The organism is Mucilaginibacter pankratovii, from assembly GCF_014773265.1.
Taxonomy (GTDB): Bacteria; Bacteroidota; Bacteroidia; order Sphingobacteriales; family Sphingobacteriaceae; genus Mucilaginibacter; species Mucilaginibacter pankratovii.
Map to the genome: position 1 here is coordinate 109,522 of NZ_JACWMY010000007.1, position 20,603 is coordinate 130,124.

The following is a 20,603-nucleotide window of genomic DNA, read 5'->3' on the forward strand; positions in this document are numbered from 1 at the left end:
GCAGGCAGCCATTCCCATCCGGGCTGCCTGCATTTTAATGTTAACGGTATGCTACCTCGTTCCAGCGTAATTCGTTACGGAACTGCGCAATGTTGGTGTCCTTACCGATGCGCAAAAACTCGATGCCGGCCATGTCTGCAAAATCCTGCAGGTGCTCGGCGGTTAAATTCTGGCTGTAGGCGGTATGGTGTGCGCCACCTGCGTAGATCCATGCTGCGCAGCCTGTTTTCATATCAGGCAGTGGTTTCCATAGCACGCGTGCTACAGGCAGGTTTGGCAGATCATTTTGCGGCTCCACGGCTTCCACCTCGTTTATCAGCAAACGGAAACGGTTACCCATGTCAATCAGCGAAGCATTTAGTGCATTGCCGCCAGCTACATTGAATACTAAACGAGCTGGATCCGCTTTGCCGCCGATGCCAAGTGGATGCACTTCTAACGATGGCTTGCCATTAGCTAACGACGAGTCTATCTCCAGCATGTGCGAGCCCAAAACCAGTTCGTTGCTTGGATCGAAGTGGTAGGTATAATCTTCCATAAAGGCGTTGCCACCTGCAAGGCCGCTGCCCATTACTTTAAATGCACGCACTAAAGCGGCGGTTTTCCAATCGCCTTCGCCTGCAAAGCCATAACCTGCTTCCATTAAACGCTGCGATGCAATGCCCGGTAATTGTACCATGCCATGCAGGTCTTCAAACGTATCGCTGAAGCCTTTAAAGCCGCCATCTTCCAGGAATTTTTTTAATCCAAGCTCAATTTTAGCTGCCTCGTAAACAGATGAATATCCTTCGCCGCCTTTTGCAAGCGAGGCATCCATGGTATAAGTTGCTTCGTACAGATCGGTAAGTGCAGTAACCTCGGCCTCAGTGATACTATCTATCACGGCAACCAGGTCGCCTATGCCATAGGTATTTACCGAGAAACCAAACTTGGTTTCGGCTTCTACTTTATCGCCATCGGTTACGGCCACAAAACGCATGTTATCGCCAAAGCGGGCAAATTTTGCGCCCTGCCAGTCGTACCAGCCTGCGGCGGCACGTGCCCAGGCATCTATCTGACCTAAAACTTCGGTATCCTGCCAGTGGCCAACCACTACTTTGCGGTTTTTGCGCAGGCGCGATACCATAAAGCCAAACTCACGGTCGCCGTGGGCGCTTTGGTTCAGGTTCATAAAATCCATATCAATACTGCTCCATGGGATATCGCGGTTGTATTGCGTATGCAGGTGCAGCATTGGTTTTTGCAGGATGTTCAACCCGCGGATCCACATTTTGGCAGGGGAGAAGGTGTGCATCCAGGTGATGATACCGATACAGTTTGGCGCAACATTGGCCTCCTGCAAGGTTTGGTAGATCTCCTCGGTGCTTTTTACCACGGGTTTGTAAACCACGCGTACAGGCATTTGCCCCGCGCTGTTTAAGCCCTCAGCTATATGCTTGGAGTGCTCGGCTACCTGCCTCAAGGTTTCTTCTCCATATAAATTCTGGCTGCCGGTAATAAACCAAACTTCAAATGTTTTTAGATCGATCATTGTATATAATTAGTGATTGAGTGAATTAGCGAATGAGTGATTTTTGTATTGTTTATTTTATGGGTGATATCCTGAGCAACGCTGCACCGTGCAGGTTGATGTTTTGCTGATAGGCTTTCTTAAACTGGCTCAGGTCCTGCTTCTTCCAAAGGTCGCGCACTTTTACTTTGCCTTTAATACCGATGGCCGCCAGATCTACCGCCACGCTTTTATTGGCATCGCCAATATTGAACAGCGCCACGTACAGATCTTTACTGCCCTGTACCTGTGAGTACCAAACCATCGCCCCATCTTTTTTGTAAAGCTGTTTAGGGTTTTCGCCATGTTGATTAGCAGCCAGCACCTCGGCGTTGGTAAATAATTTCAGTTCCAGGTCGCGGTTCTCGGGCATGTTACCACCTATCATAAGGGGCGAGCGGTAAATGCTCCAGAAGGTCATGTGGGTGTATTGCTCGTCTTCGGTAAAGCGGCTGTAACGCTCTTGACCAACCGGACCGCGTTTAGAAAGCTTACCTATCTGGATCATGTCCGCATCGGGCCAGTGGCCGGGGCCGCCTACGCCTTCCCAGTTTTTGGCGTAATCAAACATGTGCAATATCTCTTTCCAGTTATCCCAAAAATCATCGGCCATGCGCCACATATTGGCGTATTGGGTGGCGTGGGCAGCCTGGGCAACCGGCGTTTCGCCCGGCGAGAGGCTCAGTACCATCGGCCTGCCACAGTTTTCAATGGCCTTTTTGTAACCTTCTACTTCGGCGTTACTGTATGGGCGCGATAGATCATCAACCTTAATAAAATCTACGTCCCAGCTGGCGTATAATTCTAATATCGAATTCAGGTACTCCTGTGCGCCGGGTTTGCTCATGTTGAGGCCATACATATGGTTCATCCAGGGGCATTTGGAGTTGGTATCGGCAACCATATCCGCAGTAATGCCATTGGTGCCTTTTATGGGCGATTTACTCCAAACCGCCTGCCGCGGGATGCCGCGCATTACGTGGATACCAAATTTCAGACCCTTACTGTGCACATAATCCGACAATGATTTAAAACCCTTACCATCGAGTGCCGAAGGAAATTTATTAGGCTGAGGCATCAAGCGGCCCCATTTATCCATGGTGAGCCATGGCACATACGAGCCATCTCCCAAACGCATCTGGAAGGGGTTGCCTATGTTGCTACCCGGCGGGTTATCATAGCTCCATAAAAAATCAACCACGATGTATTCCCAACCGTAAGGTTTCAACTTTTCGGCCATATAATCGGTATTGGCCTTTACTTCGTCCTCGTGCACGGCCGAGCCAAAACAGTTGTAGCTATTCCAGCCCATTGGCGGGGTAGCGGCCACTTTATTTTGTGCCGATGCGCTGATGCCGATAAAGGCGCTTACAATAACAATCAGGTAACGTAATTTCATTTTTATGGCTGCGTGTTCTTCTTTTAACTAACCTCTAATCTTAAATCTCCAACCTCTTAAGCCTGTCCATAATAAGAGTCCGGTCCGTGTTTGCGTTCGAAATGTTTCTTCACCAGCGCGTCTTTCAGGCGCGGCGCATTGGCGTTTATCTGCTCGGTGAGGTAGGCCATATGGGCAACACTCTCCAAAACGGCGCTATTGTAAACGGCTTTATCGGCTGTTTTACCCCAGGTAAACGGGGCGTGATTGCCTACCAATACCATCTCTACCTCTTCGTAACTTAAGCCCAGCTCTTTAAAATGATCGATGATCTGGAAACCGGTTTGGTATTCGTAATCGCCTTGTATCATTTCATCACTCATGGGCGGAGCACAGGGGATATCAGTAGTGAGATGGTCAGCATGGGTGGTGCCGAAGATTGGGATGCAACGCTGCGATTGCGCCCAAGCCGTAGCAAAAGTGGAATGCGTATGTACAATACCGCCAATCTTTGGCCAGTTTTTGTACAAAACCGCATGGGTTTTTGTATCAGACGATGGGCGGTGGCTGCCTTCAACGGTGTTGCCGTCAAAATCAACGATCACCATCTTCTCGGGCGATAATTCGTCATAAGGCACACCGCTGGGCTTAATGGCAAATACGCCAAGTTCCCGGTCGGCAGCGCTTACATTGCCAAAGGTGAACAGCACCAGCCCAAGTTTGGGCAGCTGCATATTGGCGTCGTAAGCCGTTTGTTTAATATGTTGATACTGGCTCATGCTTAAGCGTTTTGAAGTTGCGTATTTGCTTTAAGCGCGGTTTGCTGCGCGATATAGCCGCCCAGGGTTTTGTATTGCTGGTAGCGTTTTTCGTACACTTCATTCAAGGCAGCGTTTGGCTCGTAGCTCACGTCGAACCCGCGACCCATGGCTTGCATGGCGGCTTCCACATCCGGGTAAATGCCGGCAACAACCGCTGCAAACATGGCAGCGCCTAATGCGCAGGTATGTTTAAACTGGTGGATACGGATGGGCATTCCCAAAATATCGGCCATCATCTGCATCACAAAAGGCGATTTTTTGGCCACCCCGCCAATGCCGATGATCCCCTTAACCGGGATGCCTTCGCTGATAAAGCGCTCCACAATACTTTTGGCACCAAAACAGGTTGCCTCTGCCAGCGCGCGGAAAACGCGTGGGGCATCGCTGCCTAAATTCAGCCCGCTGATAACGCCCTTTAATGCCTGGTTGGCATCCGGCGTACGGCGGCCATTGAACCAGTCTATTGCCAGTTCGTTACTTTCTTCTATCGGCAACAAAGCCGCCTGCCTGGCTAATTCAGGTATGATCAATTCGGAAAGTTCTTCTTTTAAAGCCTCCGCTGTAGCGGCATCTATCAGGGTAGATTGGGCTAACAGGTTATTAACCGGCCAGCTCACCAGGTTTTTAAACCAGGCATAGGTATCGCCAAAGGCGGATTGCCCGGCCTCTAAACCGGCCATGCCAGGGATAACCGAGCCGTTTACCTGCCCGCAAATGCCCTTAACCAGCTTACCATCTATCTCTGCAGATGGCGCCACTAAAATATCGCAGGTAGAAGTGCCCATTACTTTGCTGAGGAAGTAAGGTTCGATCTGCCCGCCAACGGCACCCATGTGCGCATCGAAAGCACCTGTACCTACTACCACATCGGTAGAGAGGCCTAAGCGTTCGGCCCATTCCGCGCTTAAGTTGCCTGCTGCAACATCGGCGGTATAAGTTTCTTTATATAATTTTGAGGTGATACCCGTTAAAAGCGGATCGAGCGAGCTAAAGAACTCATCGGGCGGCAAGCCGCCAAATTCTTCTGCCCAAAGCGCCTTGTGCCCCGCTGAGCAACGGCCGCGTTTAATATCGGCTACATTTGTGCCGCCGGTTAGCAGGAATGGCACCCAGTCGCAATGCTCTACCCAGGAGTGCAGGGCGTTAGCAACTTCGCTATCCACCCGTACTACATGTAGCAATTTGGCCCAAAACCATTCCGAAGAATAAATTCCGCCTACATATTTGAGGTAGTTGGGTTCAAAGTTTTCGGCATGGGCGTTTATTTCTTCAGCTTCTTTAATTCCCGTATGGTCCTTCCACAACACAAACATGGCGTTGGGGTTGGTTTCAAACTGCGGCGATAGCGCAAGTGGGGTACCCGTTGCATCAACCGCTACAGGGGTAGAGCCGGTGGTGTCTACCGATATGCCTTTGATAGCCTGCGCGATAGCTTCGCCGCCGGCAAGTTTTATACAATCTTTAATGGTGGTTTCCAGTCCTTCTATATAATCTAAGGGGTGTTGCCTGAACTGGTTTTCTGCCGGCACGCAATACAAACCATCGCGCCAGCGGGGGTAATTAAACACCGAGGAAGCAATTTCCTGGCCGTTTGCTGCATTAACAATTACTGAGCGTACCGAATCCGACCCATAGTCGACCCCGATCACGTATTGATCCTTACTCATATTTAGTGTTATAATTGAGTGTCGAAATAACACTTATTTTTTTACAAAAAGAAATTTTTACAAAAAAACATTTAATTTTTTTGTAGAAGGCAGTTAGCCACTTAGTTCTGAAGGGAATCCGGGTTAGGGATGATGTTTATAAACGCCTGAAAATTAGCATAATACTTCTGCATATTTAGCTGGTAATAGTATGCGCCGCGTTTAGAACCGGCTTTATCCTTATCATTTAGTTTAATAAGCAAACCGGTGGCTAAAACGCGTTTACTGAAGTTGCGTTTGTCAATACTGGTGTTAAAAACGCTCTCGTAAAGGGTTTGCAGCTGGGGTAAAGTGAAGCGGGAGGGGAGCAGTTCGAACAAAATAGGGTGTAACGCTGCCTTATAGCGGATGCTCTTTTTAGCCAGTTCTACCATGTCCTGGTGATCGAAAATGAGCTTGGGGATACGTTTTAAGGGTACCCATTCCGCGTGGAAATCGGTGCTTATTTGTTTTTCGTACTTATGTATATCTACCAGCGCGAAGTAACTTACCGATATGGTTCGCTCTATCGGATCGCGGTTTGTTTCGCCGAAAGAGTACATTTGCTCCAGGTAAACACCCTCTAAACCAGTTAGTTGTTTTAATATGCGGTTAGCCGCTTGGTCCAGGCTTTCGCTGGCCTGCACAAAGCCGCCCATCAGGCTCCACTTATCCTTCTCGGGGTTAAAGCTGCGCTTGATCAGCAATAGTTTTAAGGTTTCTCCATCAAAACCAAAAACAATACAATCTACCGCTACTAAAAACCTGCTTTGTTTAGAATATTTAGTCATGATGGTGCTGGGTGGTTGTATAGTTGTTGCGGGCAAATATAGTTTACGGGAGTTGATAAAAAATAATTTATTTATTTAATGTTAAGAAATCCCCCTTTTTTGGCTATAAAGGCATATAACAATAGTGTATAAATCACACTAATATTTTGAAAATATTTTAAGTGTTTATTTCACAATTAATAAAATTTAATTTTACCTTCGATTTTAAATACACGCAGAAAATAAGAGAAAAACGGTGAAAACCGCCGGCAACAGCCCGAAGTTACTTGCAGAAATCGGCATGTATTTACAAAAAAACACCAATTATAACATAAAAAAGGGTTAAAAAGCGCTACGTTTTTAGCCGCAATTTCAGGAATTATTAGTTATGAGAGCAAAAAATAACACCCTTGTTTTTTTAAGCGGCTGCGCGATATTTTTATTCGCCGCATGCAAAGGCCCGGCCACAGGTACCGCCGATAGTAAGGATAGCGCTGCCGTTACCGCGGTTGCAGGTACCCTTAACCCAAAGAATTTTGAAGCGGTTATCAACGGCAAAAACACCAAATTGTATACACTTACCAATAAAAGCGGTGCCAGTGTTAGTATCACCAATTATGGTGGCAGGGTGGTTAGCCTGCTGGTGCCCGATAAGGCAGGTAAACTGGTTGATGTAGTATTAGGCTACGATAGCGTGCAAACCTATCAGAAAAAAGGGGAGCCTTATTTTGGTGCTATCATTGGCCGCTACGGTAACCGCATTGCCAAAGGCAAGTTTACGGTGGGAGGCAAGGCTTACCAGGCCGATGTGAACGACGGCGTTAATACCCTGCACGGGGGGCTTAAAGGCTTTTTTGGGCAGGTGTTTGATGCCGAGCAAAGCGGCCAAACACTAAACCTTACCTATACCTCGCCCGATGGCGAAGGCGGTTACCCCGGTAAACTAACCGTTAAGGTTACCTATACCCTTACAGATGATAACGCTTTGAAAATAGACTATACCGCCAATACGGATAAGGAAACCATCGTAAACTTAACTAACCACGCTTACTTTAACCTGAACGGCGAGGGCGACAGCACCATCCTGAATAATACGCTGATGATAGCTGCTGATGGCTTCACCCCGGTAAATACCACGCTGATACCGACCGGTAAAATTCAGCCGGTTAAGGGTACACCGTTCGATTTTACTACGGCAAAAGCTATTGGGAAAGACATCGGCGTTACCGACGAGCAGTTAACGAACGGTAAAGGCTACGATCATAATTTTGTACTGAACAAAAACGATGGCACTAAACCGGTTGCTATTGCAAGCAGCCCGGCAACAGGCATTACGATGGAGGTTTATACCGTTGAACCTGGTTTGCAGTTTTACAGTGGTAACTTTTTAACCGGTGCCACGCACGATGGTAAAGGCGGCAAGGCTTACCCGCTGCGCTCGGCATTTTGCCTGGAAACACAGCATTTCCCCGATTCGCCGAACCAGCCTGCGTTCCCCTCAACCGTGTTGAAACCGGGCCAAACTTACCATACCAGCACCACCTACAAGTTTTTAAACAAATAATAAACGGCACAGCCCTACAGCGATGTTGGAAACCGAACTGAAATATCTGCTTAACGATATTGCCGCAAGTAATAGCCGGGCATCTTTTAAAAGGGTGTACCTGTATTATTACGATAAGCTTTTTTGGCTGGCAAAATCGTATGTAAAGGCTGATGAGCTTGCAGAGGAGGTTACCAACGATGTTTTTATGAACCTTTGGACCCAGCGAGCAAGGCTGCCGGAGATCAATAATTTTTCGTACTACTGCTACACCGCTATTAAGAATAAGTCGCTTACTTCGCTCAGCAAAAAGCAGCCCGGGAAAGTTTGCCTGGATGATATGAAGACGGAAATTGCCGACACGGCGACCACCGACGACAGGCTAAACTGTGCCGACCTGAGCCGGGTGATCAGTAACGCAGTGAATAAACTTTCCGACCAATGTAAAGTGGTTTTTAAACTGGTGAAGGAAGATGGCTTGAAATACCGCGAAGTAGCCGACCTGCTGGATATCTCGGTAAAAACGGTAGAGTACCACATGGGTAACGCCCTGAAACAGGTGGCGCAGGCGATAGCAAGGGCGCAGAAACCGGCTATGGCTATAGTGCAGCGGGCGGAAGTGTAATAAATATTCATTGCTGCGGAGCCGGTGAATTTAATTGGGCTTTTTTTAAGTTTAGTTGTTAGCTTTATACAACATTACTGATATGAAAAAAGCCCTTTTTGCTTTTGTAGCGATACCGGTATTTTTTATGCTTGCGGCGACGCCTAAAAATGCTGCATGGCAGTTGCCCGCGCACGATTTAAAAAGCAACGTCGGCCTATGTGGCTCAAGTTCTTCTACGGCCAGCACTGCCCTAAACGGCAAATTTATTCCAATAATTTCGGGCCAGGCGAAGTACAGTTACCCGATACACACCACATCTGATAGTGCTCAGCTATATTTTAACCAGGGGTTGGCTTTTTACTACAGCTATCATTTCCCCGAGGCGCAGGCGTCTTTTAAAGAGGCAGCCCGTTTTGATGCCAGTTGCACTATGGCATATTGGGGCCAGGCGCTTGCTTTAGGGCCTTATTACAATGTTTACAGCTATAAAATGAACAAACAGGTGCCGGGCGTTCTGGCATCCCTGCAAAGAACAAATACCGGGGCGGTACCCAAAGAGAGTGCCCTTATTAACGCCATGATGCAGCGCTATTCGGCAGATACCACTAATGCCGACCGCAACCAGCTCGACCTGAATTACGCAGCTGCGATGAAGAAGCTCGTTACAGCTTATCCAGCCGATAACGACGCGAAAGCTTTATATATTGATGCCGTGATGCTTTGCCATAAATGGGATTTTTGGAATAATGACGGTACGCCAAAACCATGGACAATGGAGCTGGTGAATTTGGCGCAAGGCATTTTAAAGACAAACCCGCAGCATCCGGCAGCGCTTCATTATTATATCCATTTAACAGAGGCATCGCGCAATCCGGCCTCTATGTTAAAGTATGCCGACACCTTAAAAGAAATTATGCCGGGCGTTTCGCACATGGTACATATGGCCACACATGCATACCAGCGTAACGGGTTATTTGCCAAAGGCGTAACGGTTAACCAGGAAGCCAACGAGGTGAACAATAGGGTGGATGCTGCTGCCCCAAACCTTAATTTAGGCAGGGACAACCTTATCCATGTTTTTGCGGTTCAATCATACTGTGCCATGAACGCAGGTATGTACCAAAAAGGGCTGCCGGTTTATAACCGTGCACGGGAACGACTGGTAGCGCAAAGGCCGGCCTTTAAAACCGACCCTTATGCGCAGTTTGTTTACATGTTGCCACAGGTAGCTATGGTGCGGCTGGGTAAATGGCAGGAGGTATTGAGCCAGCCGCGACCCGATACCAATTGGAAGTTTGCCATGGTATTGGATGATTTTGCAAAGGGCATGGCTTATGTACGCAGTAACGACATAAGTAATGCAAAGCAATGCCTTAACGGCCTGCAGCGTAATCTTGCAGACAAGTTGCTTGCTATCCGGCGGCTGCCTTTTAACAAACCCGTACAGCCGGGCCTTATTGCCGCGGCAATATTAAACGGAGAAATATTGTATGCCGAAGGTAAACACGCCGCAGCTGTAGCGATGTTTAACAACGCCGTTGCCGAAGAAGACAGGCTGATCTACCGCGAGCCGCAGGATTGGTTCATCCCTGCGCGCCAGTATTTGGGCCACTACCTGTTAAAAACAAACAAGCCCGCCGACGCGGCAAAAGTTTACAAGGCAGATCTGCTGGCGAACCCAGGCAACGGTTGGTCGTTACGGGGGATGTATAATTGCATGGTAGCATTAAACAAGACCCGCGAGGCTGCTGCCTATAAAATAAAGTATCAAAGTGCTTTTGCGGAAGCAGATAGCGTGCCGGCAGGATCGGTTTTTTAGTGGGATAATGTCCTCGCGGTAAGTTTACTCGCCCCAGCCCCTGTTTACTTCGCAAAGTGGGCAGATCTTTTTTTCAACAGCGCTCGTCCGGGCGTCCACGCCCGGATGCGAAAATTGTAAGCGTCCACGCTTACATACATCAGCGATCTTGCAAAGCGACCTCGTAAGCGTGGACGCTTACAGATTTATATGTTCAGGCGTAGACGCCTGAACAGGCGGTTCCAAAATTTTCTTTTTTTCTCTTCACCCTCTTTGCGGAGCAGAGAGGGTCGAACAGCGGAGCGCATTCGGGGTGAGTAAAATAGCCCAGCAGAAATTATCCCCCCCCCCCCCAAAAAAAAATATTTTCAATCCCCACTGGGGTGTTTCCTTTTTTCATGGTCTTTAGGTGTAGAGGCGTGAATAATGATCAATAACATCTGGATACTTATTGGGAAAAAGCTAAATGGCGAAGCATCTGCAGAAGAACTGCAGGAGCTTGAAGAATTGCTGCAACAGGGCGGGGCAGACCAGTATCCGCTGGATATGCTGGAGCAGGTATGGAAAAACGAGCATCAAACCAAAACCAACGATAAGCTGGAAGCCAAATGGCTTGCATTTGAAAACCAGCTGGATATTGCAGAACAAAACGAAGCGGAGGAAACTGCCGCTGTACAGCAGGTGGCCTCCAAACAAAAAAGAGTAAGGATCATTCGCTTCATTTCAATCGGGATAGCTGCTTGTTTGGTTATCGGCTTTTTTTGGATAAGGGGCGACAGGGCCATCGGCACCGGTAAAGCCAACGAGATAAACGCGCCGAAATACGGCATCAGCAAAGTACAGCTGCCCGATGGTACCAAAGTTTGGCTAAACGGCAGCAGCAAGCTGGCCTACGGGGCCGATTATGGCGGCGAGTTTAGGAAGGTATCCTTAAGCGGCGAGGCCTTTTTTGATGTGGTGAAGGATGCCAAACGCCCCTTCATTGTAACCACACCAACCATCAGTATAAAAGTATTGGGTACCGCGTTCAACGTAAGGGCCTATAACAACGATAAAACCTCCGAAGCATCATTGGTGCGCGGGCGCATCGAACTTACCGTGTTAAAAAACCCGGAAAAGAAGATCATTCTTAAGGCATCCGAAAAGCTAACCGTTATTAATAATGAGCAGCCGGCAGGGAAAGGAGCCATAAGCAGCCAATCGGGTAGTATTACCCAGGAAGAACCGCTGATTGCCTTAAGCCGCATACACCAGGCCCGGCTGGATACTCTTCCATCAGAGGCACTGTGGATAGAGAACAAACTTGCTTTTGACGCCGAAGACTTCGAACGCATTGCCACAAAAATGGAGCGCAGGTACAACGTGCGTATCGAGTTTAAAACTGAGGCATTGAAAAAACTGCGCTTTACCGGCAAATTCCAAAAAGAAACCATTATTGAGGCGCTGAAAGCCTTACAGGGAACAACCTATTTCCATTATAAAACCAACAATCAACACATCCTGATCTATTAACCCAAAAAACCAATCAGCAGCCTATGAAAAAATAACTATGCAACCTGTAGTAAAAAAAGAAACGGGGAAATGTTGACGCATCCCCCCGTGTAATAGTACTACTTAACTACCAGCCCTTTAAAAACCAATTAGTTAAATAACCTTAATGCTAAATTATGAAAAAAAATGCAAACCGCATTACCAAGGTGCGGTTGAACCAATTTTTGAAAGTATTCCTTATGTTAAAATTTATCGTTATCCTCTTAGCAGCCACGTCTTTACAGGCGTTCTCAAAGGGGTATGCGCAGGCTAAAATAAACGTCAGTTTTCAAAATGTGCCGCTTAAAAAGGCATTACGGGAGATAGAGAAAAAGTCGGATTATCATTTTCTGTATAACGATGATGTATTGGCTAAGTATGATGTTGCCGCCAGCCTTAACGTAAGCAATGCCTCGCTTGATGAGGCCATGGCCGCTTTGCTGGCCAATACCAACTTAAGCTTTAGGCTGAGCGATAATAACCTCGTTATCCTGGCAGAAAAAGGCGGAACGGTTTCCTTGCTGAATGTATCGGGTAAAGTGGTGGACGAAACCAACTCGCCCATGCCTGGCGTTACTGTAAAGGTAAAAGGTACCGATATTGGTACCCAAACCGGTTTCGATGGTAAGTTTAGCCTGGGGATACCGGATGCGAACGCCAACAATGTGGTATTGGTGTTTTCGTTTTTAGGTTATGCCACGCAGGAGGTAATGCTAAACGGCAATGCCGATGTAAATGTGCAGCTAAAGGCAACATCCAACAACTTAAATGAGGTGGTTGTGGTGGGCTATGGCTCGGTAAAGCGTAAGGATATCACCGGCTCGGTGGGTATTGTTGACGCAAAGGAAGCCAAAAAGTTATCTACTAACGATCTTTCTCAATTACTGCAGGGCAGGGTGGCTGGTGTAACGGTAAACAGCGACGGGCAGCCCGGCGCGTTCCCTAATGTGCGCATCCGCGGTATCAGTACGTTTGGCGATAATGCGCCATTATATGTTATAGATGGTGTGCCGATGAGCAATTCGCCGCGCGACTTTAACCCGAACGACGTAGAATCGATGCAGGTGCTGAAGGATGCATCGGCTGGTGCTATCTACGGTTCGCGGGCGGCAAACGGCGTAGTGATCATCACTACCAAGCAGGGCAAAAAAGGTGCGCCTTTCAAGATAGAATACAGCGCTTATTACGGCATAGACAAAATATGGCAGAAGATCCCGGTATTAGACCGTGAGCAATATCAAATGATTGCCAACGAGGTAAACACCAATGCAGGTTTACCGCTGATACCGGGTAACGACCCAACTTCGCCGGTGTTTGTGAGCAACGTAAACACCAACTGGCAGCAGGTAGGCGAAAAAGATGGTAGCCGCCAAAACCACAACCTAAATTTTAGCGGTGGTGCCGAGCATTTTGCGTACAACGTATCCTTAGATTACTTTGGTAACAAAGGTACGTTTGTGGGCAAGGGTCCAACTTACGACCGCTACTCCACCCGTATCAACACCACGGGCGAAAAAGGCATCTTCAGGTTTGGCGAATCGGTATTTTACGCCCATTCGCACGAGAACGCTTTAACCTACCGGGGCGATATCCTTACCGGTAACAGGCCGCCGCTGATCATCGACTTGATAGAGGCTGTGCCTACCCAATCCTTATACGACCCTAACAAAGTTGGCGGTTACGGCGGTACCGAATCAAACATCCAAAATGTAATTTCGTTGAACGCAGTGGGCGTAAATTCGCTCATCACCAATTACACCGATGTGGACCGCATCCTGGCCAATGCTTTTGGCGAAATACAACTGTTGAAAACCAACGGGCACAGCTTAAAGTTTAAAACCAGCGTAAGCTACGATAAGGTGGTGGCCAATGATTTCTCGTACCAGCCACCGTTCGACCTGGGGTACTTTTTTAAACAAAGCATCTCCCGTTTAGATAATACCGAGCGCTTGTATACCACCAGTATCAACGAGAATACCTTAACCTATAACAAGGAGTTTGGTAAACACGCTGTTGATCTGTTGCTGGGCCAATCCTTTCAGCAGGACAACTTCCAGGTACTGGGCGGCCATTCCGAAAACGTGGTGGAGCCTTACCTGGTACTGGATAACGGTAACAACAAAACCGTTTCCGGTTCGCGCAGCAAATCAACGCTGGCATCATATTTCGGCAGGTTGAATTATAATTTCGATTCTAAATACTTATTAACCGCAACCCTGCGCCGCGATGGTTCATCCCGCTTTGCGCCCGATAACAGGTTCGGTTACTTTCCGTCTGCCGCAGTGGCCTGGCGTGTTACCAACGAGAAGTTTTTCCCGGTATCAAAAGATATCCTTACCGATCTGAAGATCCGTGCCAGCTACGGCCAGCTGGGTAATCAAAACATCGGTAATTACCTGTATACTTCTTATATCAACCCAAACATTGTTTATAATTTTAACAATACCAAAGTTACAGGCGGGCTGGTTACCAACTTAGTGTCGGAAAATATTAAGTGGGAAACCCGTACCACCACCAACGTTGGTTTCGATGCGGTTTTGTTTAATGGCATGTTCGATCTTACCGCTGAGTATTATAACAGCAAATCGGCAGATGTACTGGTGGGGGTGCCTATCCCGTCCTCAACCGGCTCGGTAAACCAAGCACCAACTATTAATGCCGCAACATTGCGCAACAGCGGGATAGAGATCTCGGTAGGGTACCACAAACGCAGCAAGGATTTTACCTTCGATGTAGCTGCAAACGTAGCCACCGTAAACAACAAAGTACTTGCCCTTGGCGGTAACAATGAGCCTATTTACGGCGTTGGTGCCAAAACAGCCGTAGGCGGCGAAGTAGGCGAGCATTTTGGTTACGTATCCGAAGGCATTTTTCAAACCCAGGCAGAAATAGCAGCACATGCGGTACAGTTCCCGGGTACTGCGCCGGGCGATATCAAGTTTAAAGATCTGGACGGCAATGGCATCATCGATGCAAACGACCGTACCTACCTGGGCAGCGCTATTCCCAAATTAAATTACGGTTTAAACATTACCGCGGCTTACAAAGGTGTCGATCTGTCCATCTTCGCTTCGGGCAGCTCCGGCTTTTTCATCAACAGCCGCATGTACCGCGACCTGATGGTAACTACCGATTACATCAACCGCAGCACCGAGATATTAAACCGCTGGACACCAACCAACACTAATACCGATATCCCGCGTGTGGTTGCCAACGATCCTAACCAAAATCAGCGCGATTCTGACCGTAAGGGATGGCTGCAAAACGGCAGGTATTTAAGAATCAACACCATATCGTTGGGCTACACCTTTAAAAAGAACCTCATCAAAGGCATCTCCAATTTAAGGGTGTACACCACCGCGCAAAACGTTTACTCGTTCCAGGGCTACAAAGGTTTCAACCCCGATTTTACTTCGGGTGTGTTTAACCCGGGTTTTGACGTGGGGTCGTTCCCTAAACCGCGCACATTGTTAGCGGGCGTACAGGTAGGTTTTTAACGAGGTGTTTTATACTATTAAATGAATCGACATGAAAAAAATTAAATATTTAATTATAGTACTCTCAATATCGTTATCATTTTTTGGATGCGATAAACGGTTGGAGCAGCAAAACCCCAACCTTCAAACTTCGGTACAGTATTGGAAAACCGCCGCCGATGCATCGGCAGGTGTGGTAGCTATTTACAACAGCATGATACAGGATGGCAGCTACCAGCGCATGTTCCCGGCCCTTACCGATGGCCGCGGCGACGATTTTAAAGGCGATAGCCCCTGGGGCGACCTGGTGCAGGTGGCCAACTTTACCATCCCAACAACATCCGGCCCTGTACAATGGGTTTGGGCGCAGCATTACCAATGGGTTTACCGCACCAACCAGGTGTTAACCTACGTGCCCGATATTACCATGGATGAGGCTTTGAAAAAACGCCTGCTTGGCCAGGCATACTTTTTAAGAGCGCTGGCTTATTTCAACCTTGCCCGTACTTACAAGCAAGTGCCGCTGATCATATCCTTACCAAAAGACCAGGCGGAGTATTACCCGCCAACCGCTACCGAAGACGAATTATGGAACCAGATCTTTGCCGATTTCCAGAAAGCGGCCGAGATGTTGCCCGTAAACTACAACAGCGTAAGCGGGGCCGACCAGGGCCAGGTAGGGCGTGCCACTAAAGGCGCTGCCGTAGGTTTGCTTGGCAAAGCTTATTTATACCGCCAAAAATGGCAGGAAGCGGCTAACCAGTTCAAGCTGATCATTGATGGTCCGGAATTGAATGTTTACAGCCTTGTGCCTGACTTCAGGGATAACTTTAAGCCAACCAATGAGAATAATACAGAATCGTTGTTCGAGATCCAGTTTGCAGATCCTTCTACTGTTGGCGGCACGGTTGGCAACTACGGCGGCGAGCCAAATGCCAACTGGAAACAGGTAAACTCTATTGGGCATACCTACGCCATGGAAGGTTTCGGCTATTCGGATTTCCTGCCAACCCGCTGGATCTACGATGAATTTAAAAAGGAAAAAACTGTCGACGGTAACCTCGATCCGCGTTTGCTGGCTACTATTGCCTCTTACGAGCCGGGCGTATCTGAGTTGGCCTACTTTGGTCCATGGAACAACCCTAAAACCAATATCTACCCGCGTAAATACACCCACGATGGCATCCCCGGTTTTGTGAACGAGAATAACGGGATAGAGAACTCGGGTATCAACTACCGTGTGCTGCGTTTCTCTGATGTGCTGCTGATGTACGCCGAGGCGCTAAACGAGCTGGGCCAAACCGCAAGCGCTTACCCGTATATCCAAAGGGTACGTAACCGCGCTAAGCTGCCCGACCTGGCAACCACCAAACCCGGTATGAGCCAGGCTGATATGCGCGAGCAGCTGGCCCACGAGCGTGCGCTGGAGTTTGCCATAGAGGCGCAGCGTATTAACGATATTATCCGTTGGGGCTGGTTATACAATGCCGGCAAACTGGCCGAATTAAAAACGCACGACAGCGATTTTAACACCTGGGCACCCGGTAACGAATACTTGCCCATCCCGCAAACAGAGCTGGATGTGAACAAGAACTTAAAGCCAAACCCGGCCAATTAACGGGCGAGATCAGTTGGTTTAAGCTGCACCAGGTTGTGGTGCAGCTTATTTTAAAACATTGATAATATGGGTGAGGCGCCACCAATGGCATTCATCTGCAAAAACATAAACCATGAATTGGAGGGAAGGGGAATATTTGATCATTATTGCGGCTTTTGCGCTGCTGGCATCGGCCTGCAGTAAAAAGGACGTTACGCCGGGCGATATCAAGCCTGTTGATACCACAAAGCCGGTTACCCCCGCTTTTGATATCAACACCATAAATGATACTTATGCCGATGTTGCGCCGTTCACGTTCTTTACAAAATGGACGGTTTATAACGTGCATGATCCATCGGTAAAAAAGTTTGGCGATTACTATTACAGCTACAGCACGGATGTAGGTTATGGGGTAGACGTGCGGCTGGGGCTGCAGATCCGCCGCTCTAAAGACCTGGTGAAATGGGAGTTTGTGGGCTGGGTATTTAACTCGCTGCCGGCGAAAGGGGCACAGTTCATCCAGAATTTGGGCGGTACGCCCTTTAATGCGCTTTGGGCACCTTACGTGTTAAAGGTTGGGTCGGAATATAGGTTATATTATTCGTTATCCTCTGCAGTAGCGCGTTTAAGTGTTATTGGTATGGCAACCGCTTCGTCGCCCGAAGGGCCATGGGTGGAGAAAGATCTGGTTGTAACATCCGCCAATGACGCCGCCGTACAAACCAACGCTATCGACCCTACAGTAGTGGTTACGCCCGCGGGCGAGCAGTACATGTACTACGGCTCGGCTTGGGATGGCATCTATATGCTGAAACTAAACGCTTCAACCGGGCTTGCCGCAGCATCGGGCGATAAGGGTAAAAGGATAGCCAACCGGGGCTTTACCGGCGGTAAATACAACGGCAATATCGAGGGCGCTGAAGTGATCTATAACCCAACGCTCAACAAGTATTTCATTTTTATAGCGTACGATTGGCTGCAAACCAAGTACAATGTGAGGGTGGGCAGGGGCGATAATCCCGAAGGGCCGTTTTACGATTACAACGGGAACGACCTGAACACCAACGAGGACCATGGCCCCATGATACTGGCGCCATACCAGTTTGCCGGCCACGGTGGCTGGCAGGGAACGGCCCATTGTGCCGTGTTTGATGATGGCAACGGCCAGTATTATATGGCCCACCAGGGCAGGCCGGCTGTAAATTCATTTTTTATGGATCTGCATGTGCGTAAAATATCGTTCACGCCGGATGGCTGGCCTGTGGTATCGCCGGAGCGCTATGCCAACGTAACGCAAACCGCTGTAGCGGCAACAGACCTTGCGGGTGATTGGGAAATGATCAACTTAAATTACCACATTGTGCCGGGCTATTCCGCCGAGCAGGTATCGGCAGATCTGCAGAGTTCGGTCGCCATTAAACTAAATACAGGTGGTACTATTACCGGCGCTGTTACAGGTACCTGGGCGTACACCGCGCCCTGGGTAGATATTGCATTAAGCGATGGCAGCACTGCCAAAATAAAAGTAGAGCGCGAGCGCGATTGGGAGAATAAGATAGCAACAACCCTTATATTTACAGGGCTGGATAATCACGGTACGGCCGTGTGGGGCAAAAAGAAATAAGCGTTTGCGGCAGGCAGAGTGAAGTAGATGCCGAACGTTTTAGAATGAAGAGAAACCAAATAGATCCATGATAATTAAAAGAGCAATTTTTACGGCCTGTGCTATGGCGGCCTTAGCAACGGCCCAGGCGCAAACACCCAAGGTTTACACTATCGAGGCTGATAAGGTAAAGGCGCACATCGAGCCAACCATGTACGGTATCTTTTTTGAGGATATTAACCTCGCTGCGGATGGCGGCGTGTATGCCGAACTGGTGAAGAACCGTTCGTTCGAGTTCAACAGTCATTTAGCGGGCTGGCAGGAACGGCAAAAAAATGGCGGCAAAGGCAGCGTGGAGGTAGTTGACCGTACCGCCCAACGCCCCGAGAACGCGCATACCATCAAAGTAAATATAGAAAGCAATACCGGTTCTTTCGGTTTGTCCAACGAGGGTTTCCGCGGAATGGGGATCAAAAAAGGGGAGACGTACAGCTTTACCGTTACCGCCCGCAAACCGGCAGGCAGCCTGATTAAGTTAATTGCCGAACTGCATAATGCAAGCGGCAATGTTATCGGCACAGGGACTTTAACGCCAACATCGGCCAATTGGAAGAAATACAACGTAAAGTTCACGGCTACGGCTACCGAGGATAAGGCATCGCTTTATGTATGGTTAAAGGGTAAAGGCGTGGTAGATCTGGATATGGTATCGCTGTTTCCGCAGCATACCTGGAAAAACCGCCCGGCGGGCCTGCGTGCCGACCTGGTGCAAAAACTGGCCGATATGAAGCCCGGTTTTCTGCGCTTCCCCGGCGGATGTATTGTGGAAGGCCGTGACCTGGTGAACCGTTACCAGTGGAAAAAGAGCATCGGCGATATTGATAAACGCGAAAACATTATCAACCGCTGGAACACGGAGTTCGCTCATCGCCTTACGCCCGATTATTACCAAACTTTTGGCCTGGGCTTTATGGAGTACTTTATGACGGCCGAGGATATCGGTGCATCGCCATTGCCTATTCTTAACTGCGGCATGGCCTGCCAGTTCAACACCGGGCAACTGGTGCCGATGGATCAGCTTGACCCCTATCTGCAGGATGCTTTGGATCTGATTGAGTTTGCCAACGGCGGCCCTAATACCAAATGGGGTAAGCTGCGTGCAAGCCTCGGCCACCCCAAACCATTTAACCTGAAAATGCTGGGTGTAGGTAACGAGCAGTGGGGCGAACAATACATCGAACGCTGGAAGGTGTTCACTAAAGCGATAAAAGATAAATACCCCTCCATCAAAATTATATCCAGCCTTGGCCCTTTTGCCGAGGGCAAAGAGTTTGAATTGCTTGATAAAACCTTCAGGGGTTTAGGCGCTGATATTTTGGATGAGCACTATTACAAGGCCCCGAAATGGTTTTTAGATAACGCCAAACGGTACGATAATTACGACCGCAAAGGCCCTAAGATCTTCGCGGGTGAATATGCGGCACAAAGTGTAGCCACCGGCAGCCCGGAGAATAAAAATAACTGGGAATGCGCATTGGCCGAGGCTGCCTTTATGACCGGCCTGGAACGTAACGCCGATGTGGTAAATATGGCATCCTACGCCCCGCTTTTTGCCCATGTGGATGGCTGGCAATGGACGCCGGATCTGATCTGGTTTGATAACCTGCGCTCGTACGGCACACCCAATTACTATGTGCAGCAGCTATATGCGCTTAATAAAGGTACCGATGTGGTGCCATTGTTGAACGATGGCGCAATGGTAAGCGGTGAGGAAGGTGCTTATGCTACCGCGAGTATCGATAAAAACACCAAAGAACTGATCATCAAATTTGTGAATACCACCGACAAGGCGAAGCCGGTTACTTTCAGTATCAACAGCACATCAACCTACCAAAAAACGGGCACGGTAATTACGCTTGGTAATTATAAAAAGGATGCGGTAAATTCATTGGATACACCAACAGCGGTATCCCCGGTAAAGAGCACGATAGGTTTGAGCGGCAAGTCGGTTACGGTAACCGTTGAGCCGGCTACGTTTAAAGTTATCAGGTTGAAAATGATTTAGCAGAAGATCAGTTCCCCTGTTTGGAGCATAGCCGTCAACTTAAGGTTTTGAATTTAAAAAGAGCCATCGGCTCGATAAATATTGTAGCGGCGGGTTTTAACCCGCCGATGCAGCCGAAAGTTTTGATGAGTGCCGTAGGTACGACCCATATTTGCGATTATATCGGCCGAACCGACGGTTC

The 20,603-nt window shown here is 48.4% G+C and carries 13 protein-coding genes; 8 read left to right on the forward strand and 5 right to left on the reverse strand.

The genetic code is table 11. The annotated features are described in order from the left end of the window. Window positions 1-40: 40 nt before the first annotated feature. The 5 genes from araA to IDJ77_RS14765 all read right to left on the reverse strand — a co-directional run bounded on the left by araA (window position 41) and on the right by IDJ77_RS14765 (window position 6,224). Window positions 41-1,531 (reverse strand): L-arabinose isomerase, encoded by a 1,491-nt coding sequence (araA, locus tag IDJ77_RS14745; RefSeq protein WP_191189737.1) that lies wholly within the window; start codon window positions 1,529-1,531, stop codon window positions 41-43. Window positions 1,532-1,583: 52 nt separating this feature from the next. After that, window positions 1,584-2,948 carry a glycoside hydrolase family 27 protein gene (locus IDJ77_RS14750; protein ID WP_191189738.1) on the reverse strand — a complete coding sequence of 455 codons (1,365 nt, stop codon included), beginning with the start codon at window positions 2,946-2,948 and terminating at the stop codon, window positions 1,584-1,586. 56 nt (window positions 2,949-3,004) lie between these two features. Continuing rightward, on the reverse strand, window positions 3,005-3,706 hold the full coding sequence (locus IDJ77_RS14755) for an L-ribulose-5-phosphate 4-epimerase (protein WP_191189739.1): 702 nt from the start codon (window positions 3,704-3,706) through the stop codon (window positions 3,005-3,007). Window positions 3,707-3,708: 2 nt separating this feature from the next. After that, on the reverse strand, window positions 3,709-5,415 hold the full coding sequence (locus IDJ77_RS14760; RefSeq protein ID WP_191189740.1) for a ribulokinase: 1,707 nt from the start codon (window positions 5,413-5,415) through the stop codon (window positions 3,709-3,711). 101 nt (window positions 5,416-5,516) lie between these two features. Then, window positions 5,517-6,224, reverse strand: coding sequence for an NUDIX hydrolase (locus tag IDJ77_RS14765; protein WP_191189741.1), 708 nt, complete (start codon window positions 6,222-6,224; stop codon window positions 5,517-5,519). A gap of 367 nt (window positions 6,225-6,591) precedes the next feature. Here IDJ77_RS14765 and IDJ77_RS14770 point away from each other — a divergent pair, with 367 nt between their 5' ends. From IDJ77_RS14770 to IDJ77_RS14805, 8 genes are all read left to right on the forward strand, one after another. Next, the gene (locus tag IDJ77_RS14770; protein WP_191189742.1) at window positions 6,592-7,767 is read left to right on the forward strand and encodes an aldose epimerase family protein; all 1,176 of its coding nucleotides are present in this window, start codon (window positions 6,592-6,594) and stop codon (window positions 7,765-7,767) included. Between the two features lie 22 nt (window positions 7,768-7,789). Continuing rightward, entirely contained in the window at window positions 7,790-8,371 is a 582-nt protein-coding gene (locus IDJ77_RS14775; protein WP_191189743.1) for an RNA polymerase sigma-70 factor, read from the forward strand. An 82-nt stretch (window positions 8,372-8,453) separates the two neighbouring features. Further along, on the forward strand, window positions 8,454-10,172 hold the full coding sequence (locus IDJ77_RS14780) for a tetratricopeptide repeat protein (protein WP_191189744.1): 1,719 nt from the start codon (window positions 8,454-8,456) through the stop codon (window positions 10,170-10,172). Between the two features lie 405 nt (window positions 10,173-10,577). Then, window positions 10,578-11,663, forward strand: a complete 1,086-nt coding sequence (locus IDJ77_RS14785) for a FecR family protein (RefSeq protein WP_191189745.1) — start codon at window positions 10,578-10,580, stop codon at window positions 11,661-11,663. Window positions 11,664-11,818: 155 nt separating this feature from the next. Beyond that, on the forward strand, window positions 11,819-15,178 hold the full coding sequence (locus tag IDJ77_RS14790) for a TonB-dependent receptor (RefSeq protein ID WP_191189746.1): 3,360 nt from the start codon (window positions 11,819-11,821) through the stop codon (window positions 15,176-15,178). Between the two features lie 31 nt (window positions 15,179-15,209). Further along, on the forward strand, window positions 15,210-16,775 hold the full coding sequence (locus tag IDJ77_RS14795; RefSeq protein WP_191189747.1) for a RagB/SusD family nutrient uptake outer membrane protein: 1,566 nt from the start codon (window positions 15,210-15,212) through the stop codon (window positions 16,773-16,775). Window positions 16,776-16,887: 112 nt separating this feature from the next. Next, entirely contained in the window at window positions 16,888-18,378 is a 1,491-nt protein-coding gene (locus IDJ77_RS14800) for an arabinan endo-1,5-alpha-L-arabinosidase (RefSeq protein WP_191189748.1), read from the forward strand. A gap of 67 nt (window positions 18,379-18,445) precedes the next feature. Continuing rightward, on the forward strand, window positions 18,446-20,422 hold the full coding sequence (locus tag IDJ77_RS14805; protein WP_191189749.1) for an alpha-L-arabinofuranosidase C-terminal domain-containing protein: 1,977 nt from the start codon (window positions 18,446-18,448) through the stop codon (window positions 20,420-20,422). Window positions 20,423-20,603: the final 181 nt, after the last annotated feature.

Excerpts from the sequence above, each read along its gene's own strand:
- araA (WP_191189737.1), bottom strand. The coding sequence starts at position 1,531 with ATGATCGATCTAAAAACATTTGAAGTTTGGTTTATTACCGGCAGCCAG.
- IDJ77_RS14750 (WP_191189738.1), bottom strand. The coding sequence starts at position 2,948 with ATGAAATTACGTTACCTGATTGTTATTGTAAGCGCCTTTATCGGCATC.
- IDJ77_RS14755 (WP_191189739.1), bottom strand. The coding sequence starts at position 3,706 with ATGAGCCAGTATCAACATATTAAACAAACGGCTTACGACGCCAATATG.
- IDJ77_RS14760 (WP_191189740.1), bottom strand. The coding sequence starts at position 5,415 with ATGAGTAAGGATCAATACGTGATCGGGGTCGACTATGGGTCGGATTCG.
- IDJ77_RS14765 (WP_191189741.1), bottom strand. The coding sequence starts at position 6,224 with ATGACTAAATATTCTAAACAAAGCAGGTTTTTAGTAGCGGTAGATTGT.
- IDJ77_RS14770 (WP_191189742.1), top strand. The coding sequence starts at position 6,592 with ATGAGAGCAAAAAATAACACCCTTGTTTTTTTAAGCGGCTGCGCGATA.
- IDJ77_RS14775 (WP_191189743.1), top strand. The coding sequence starts at position 7,790 with ATGTTGGAAACCGAACTGAAATATCTGCTTAACGATATTGCCGCAAGT.
- IDJ77_RS14780 (WP_191189744.1), top strand. The coding sequence starts at position 8,454 with ATGAAAAAAGCCCTTTTTGCTTTTGTAGCGATACCGGTATTTTTTATG.
- IDJ77_RS14785 (WP_191189745.1), top strand. The coding sequence starts at position 10,578 with ATGATCAATAACATCTGGATACTTATTGGGAAAAAGCTAAATGGCGAA.
- IDJ77_RS14790 (WP_191189746.1), top strand. The coding sequence starts at position 11,819 with ATGAAAAAAAATGCAAACCGCATTACCAAGGTGCGGTTGAACCAATTT.
- IDJ77_RS14795 (WP_191189747.1), top strand. The coding sequence starts at position 15,210 with ATGAAAAAAATTAAATATTTAATTATAGTACTCTCAATATCGTTATCA.
- IDJ77_RS14800 (WP_191189748.1), top strand. The coding sequence starts at position 16,888 with ATGAATTGGAGGGAAGGGGAATATTTGATCATTATTGCGGCTTTTGCG.
- IDJ77_RS14805 (WP_191189749.1), top strand. The coding sequence starts at position 18,446 with ATGATAATTAAAAGAGCAATTTTTACGGCCTGTGCTATGGCGGCCTTA.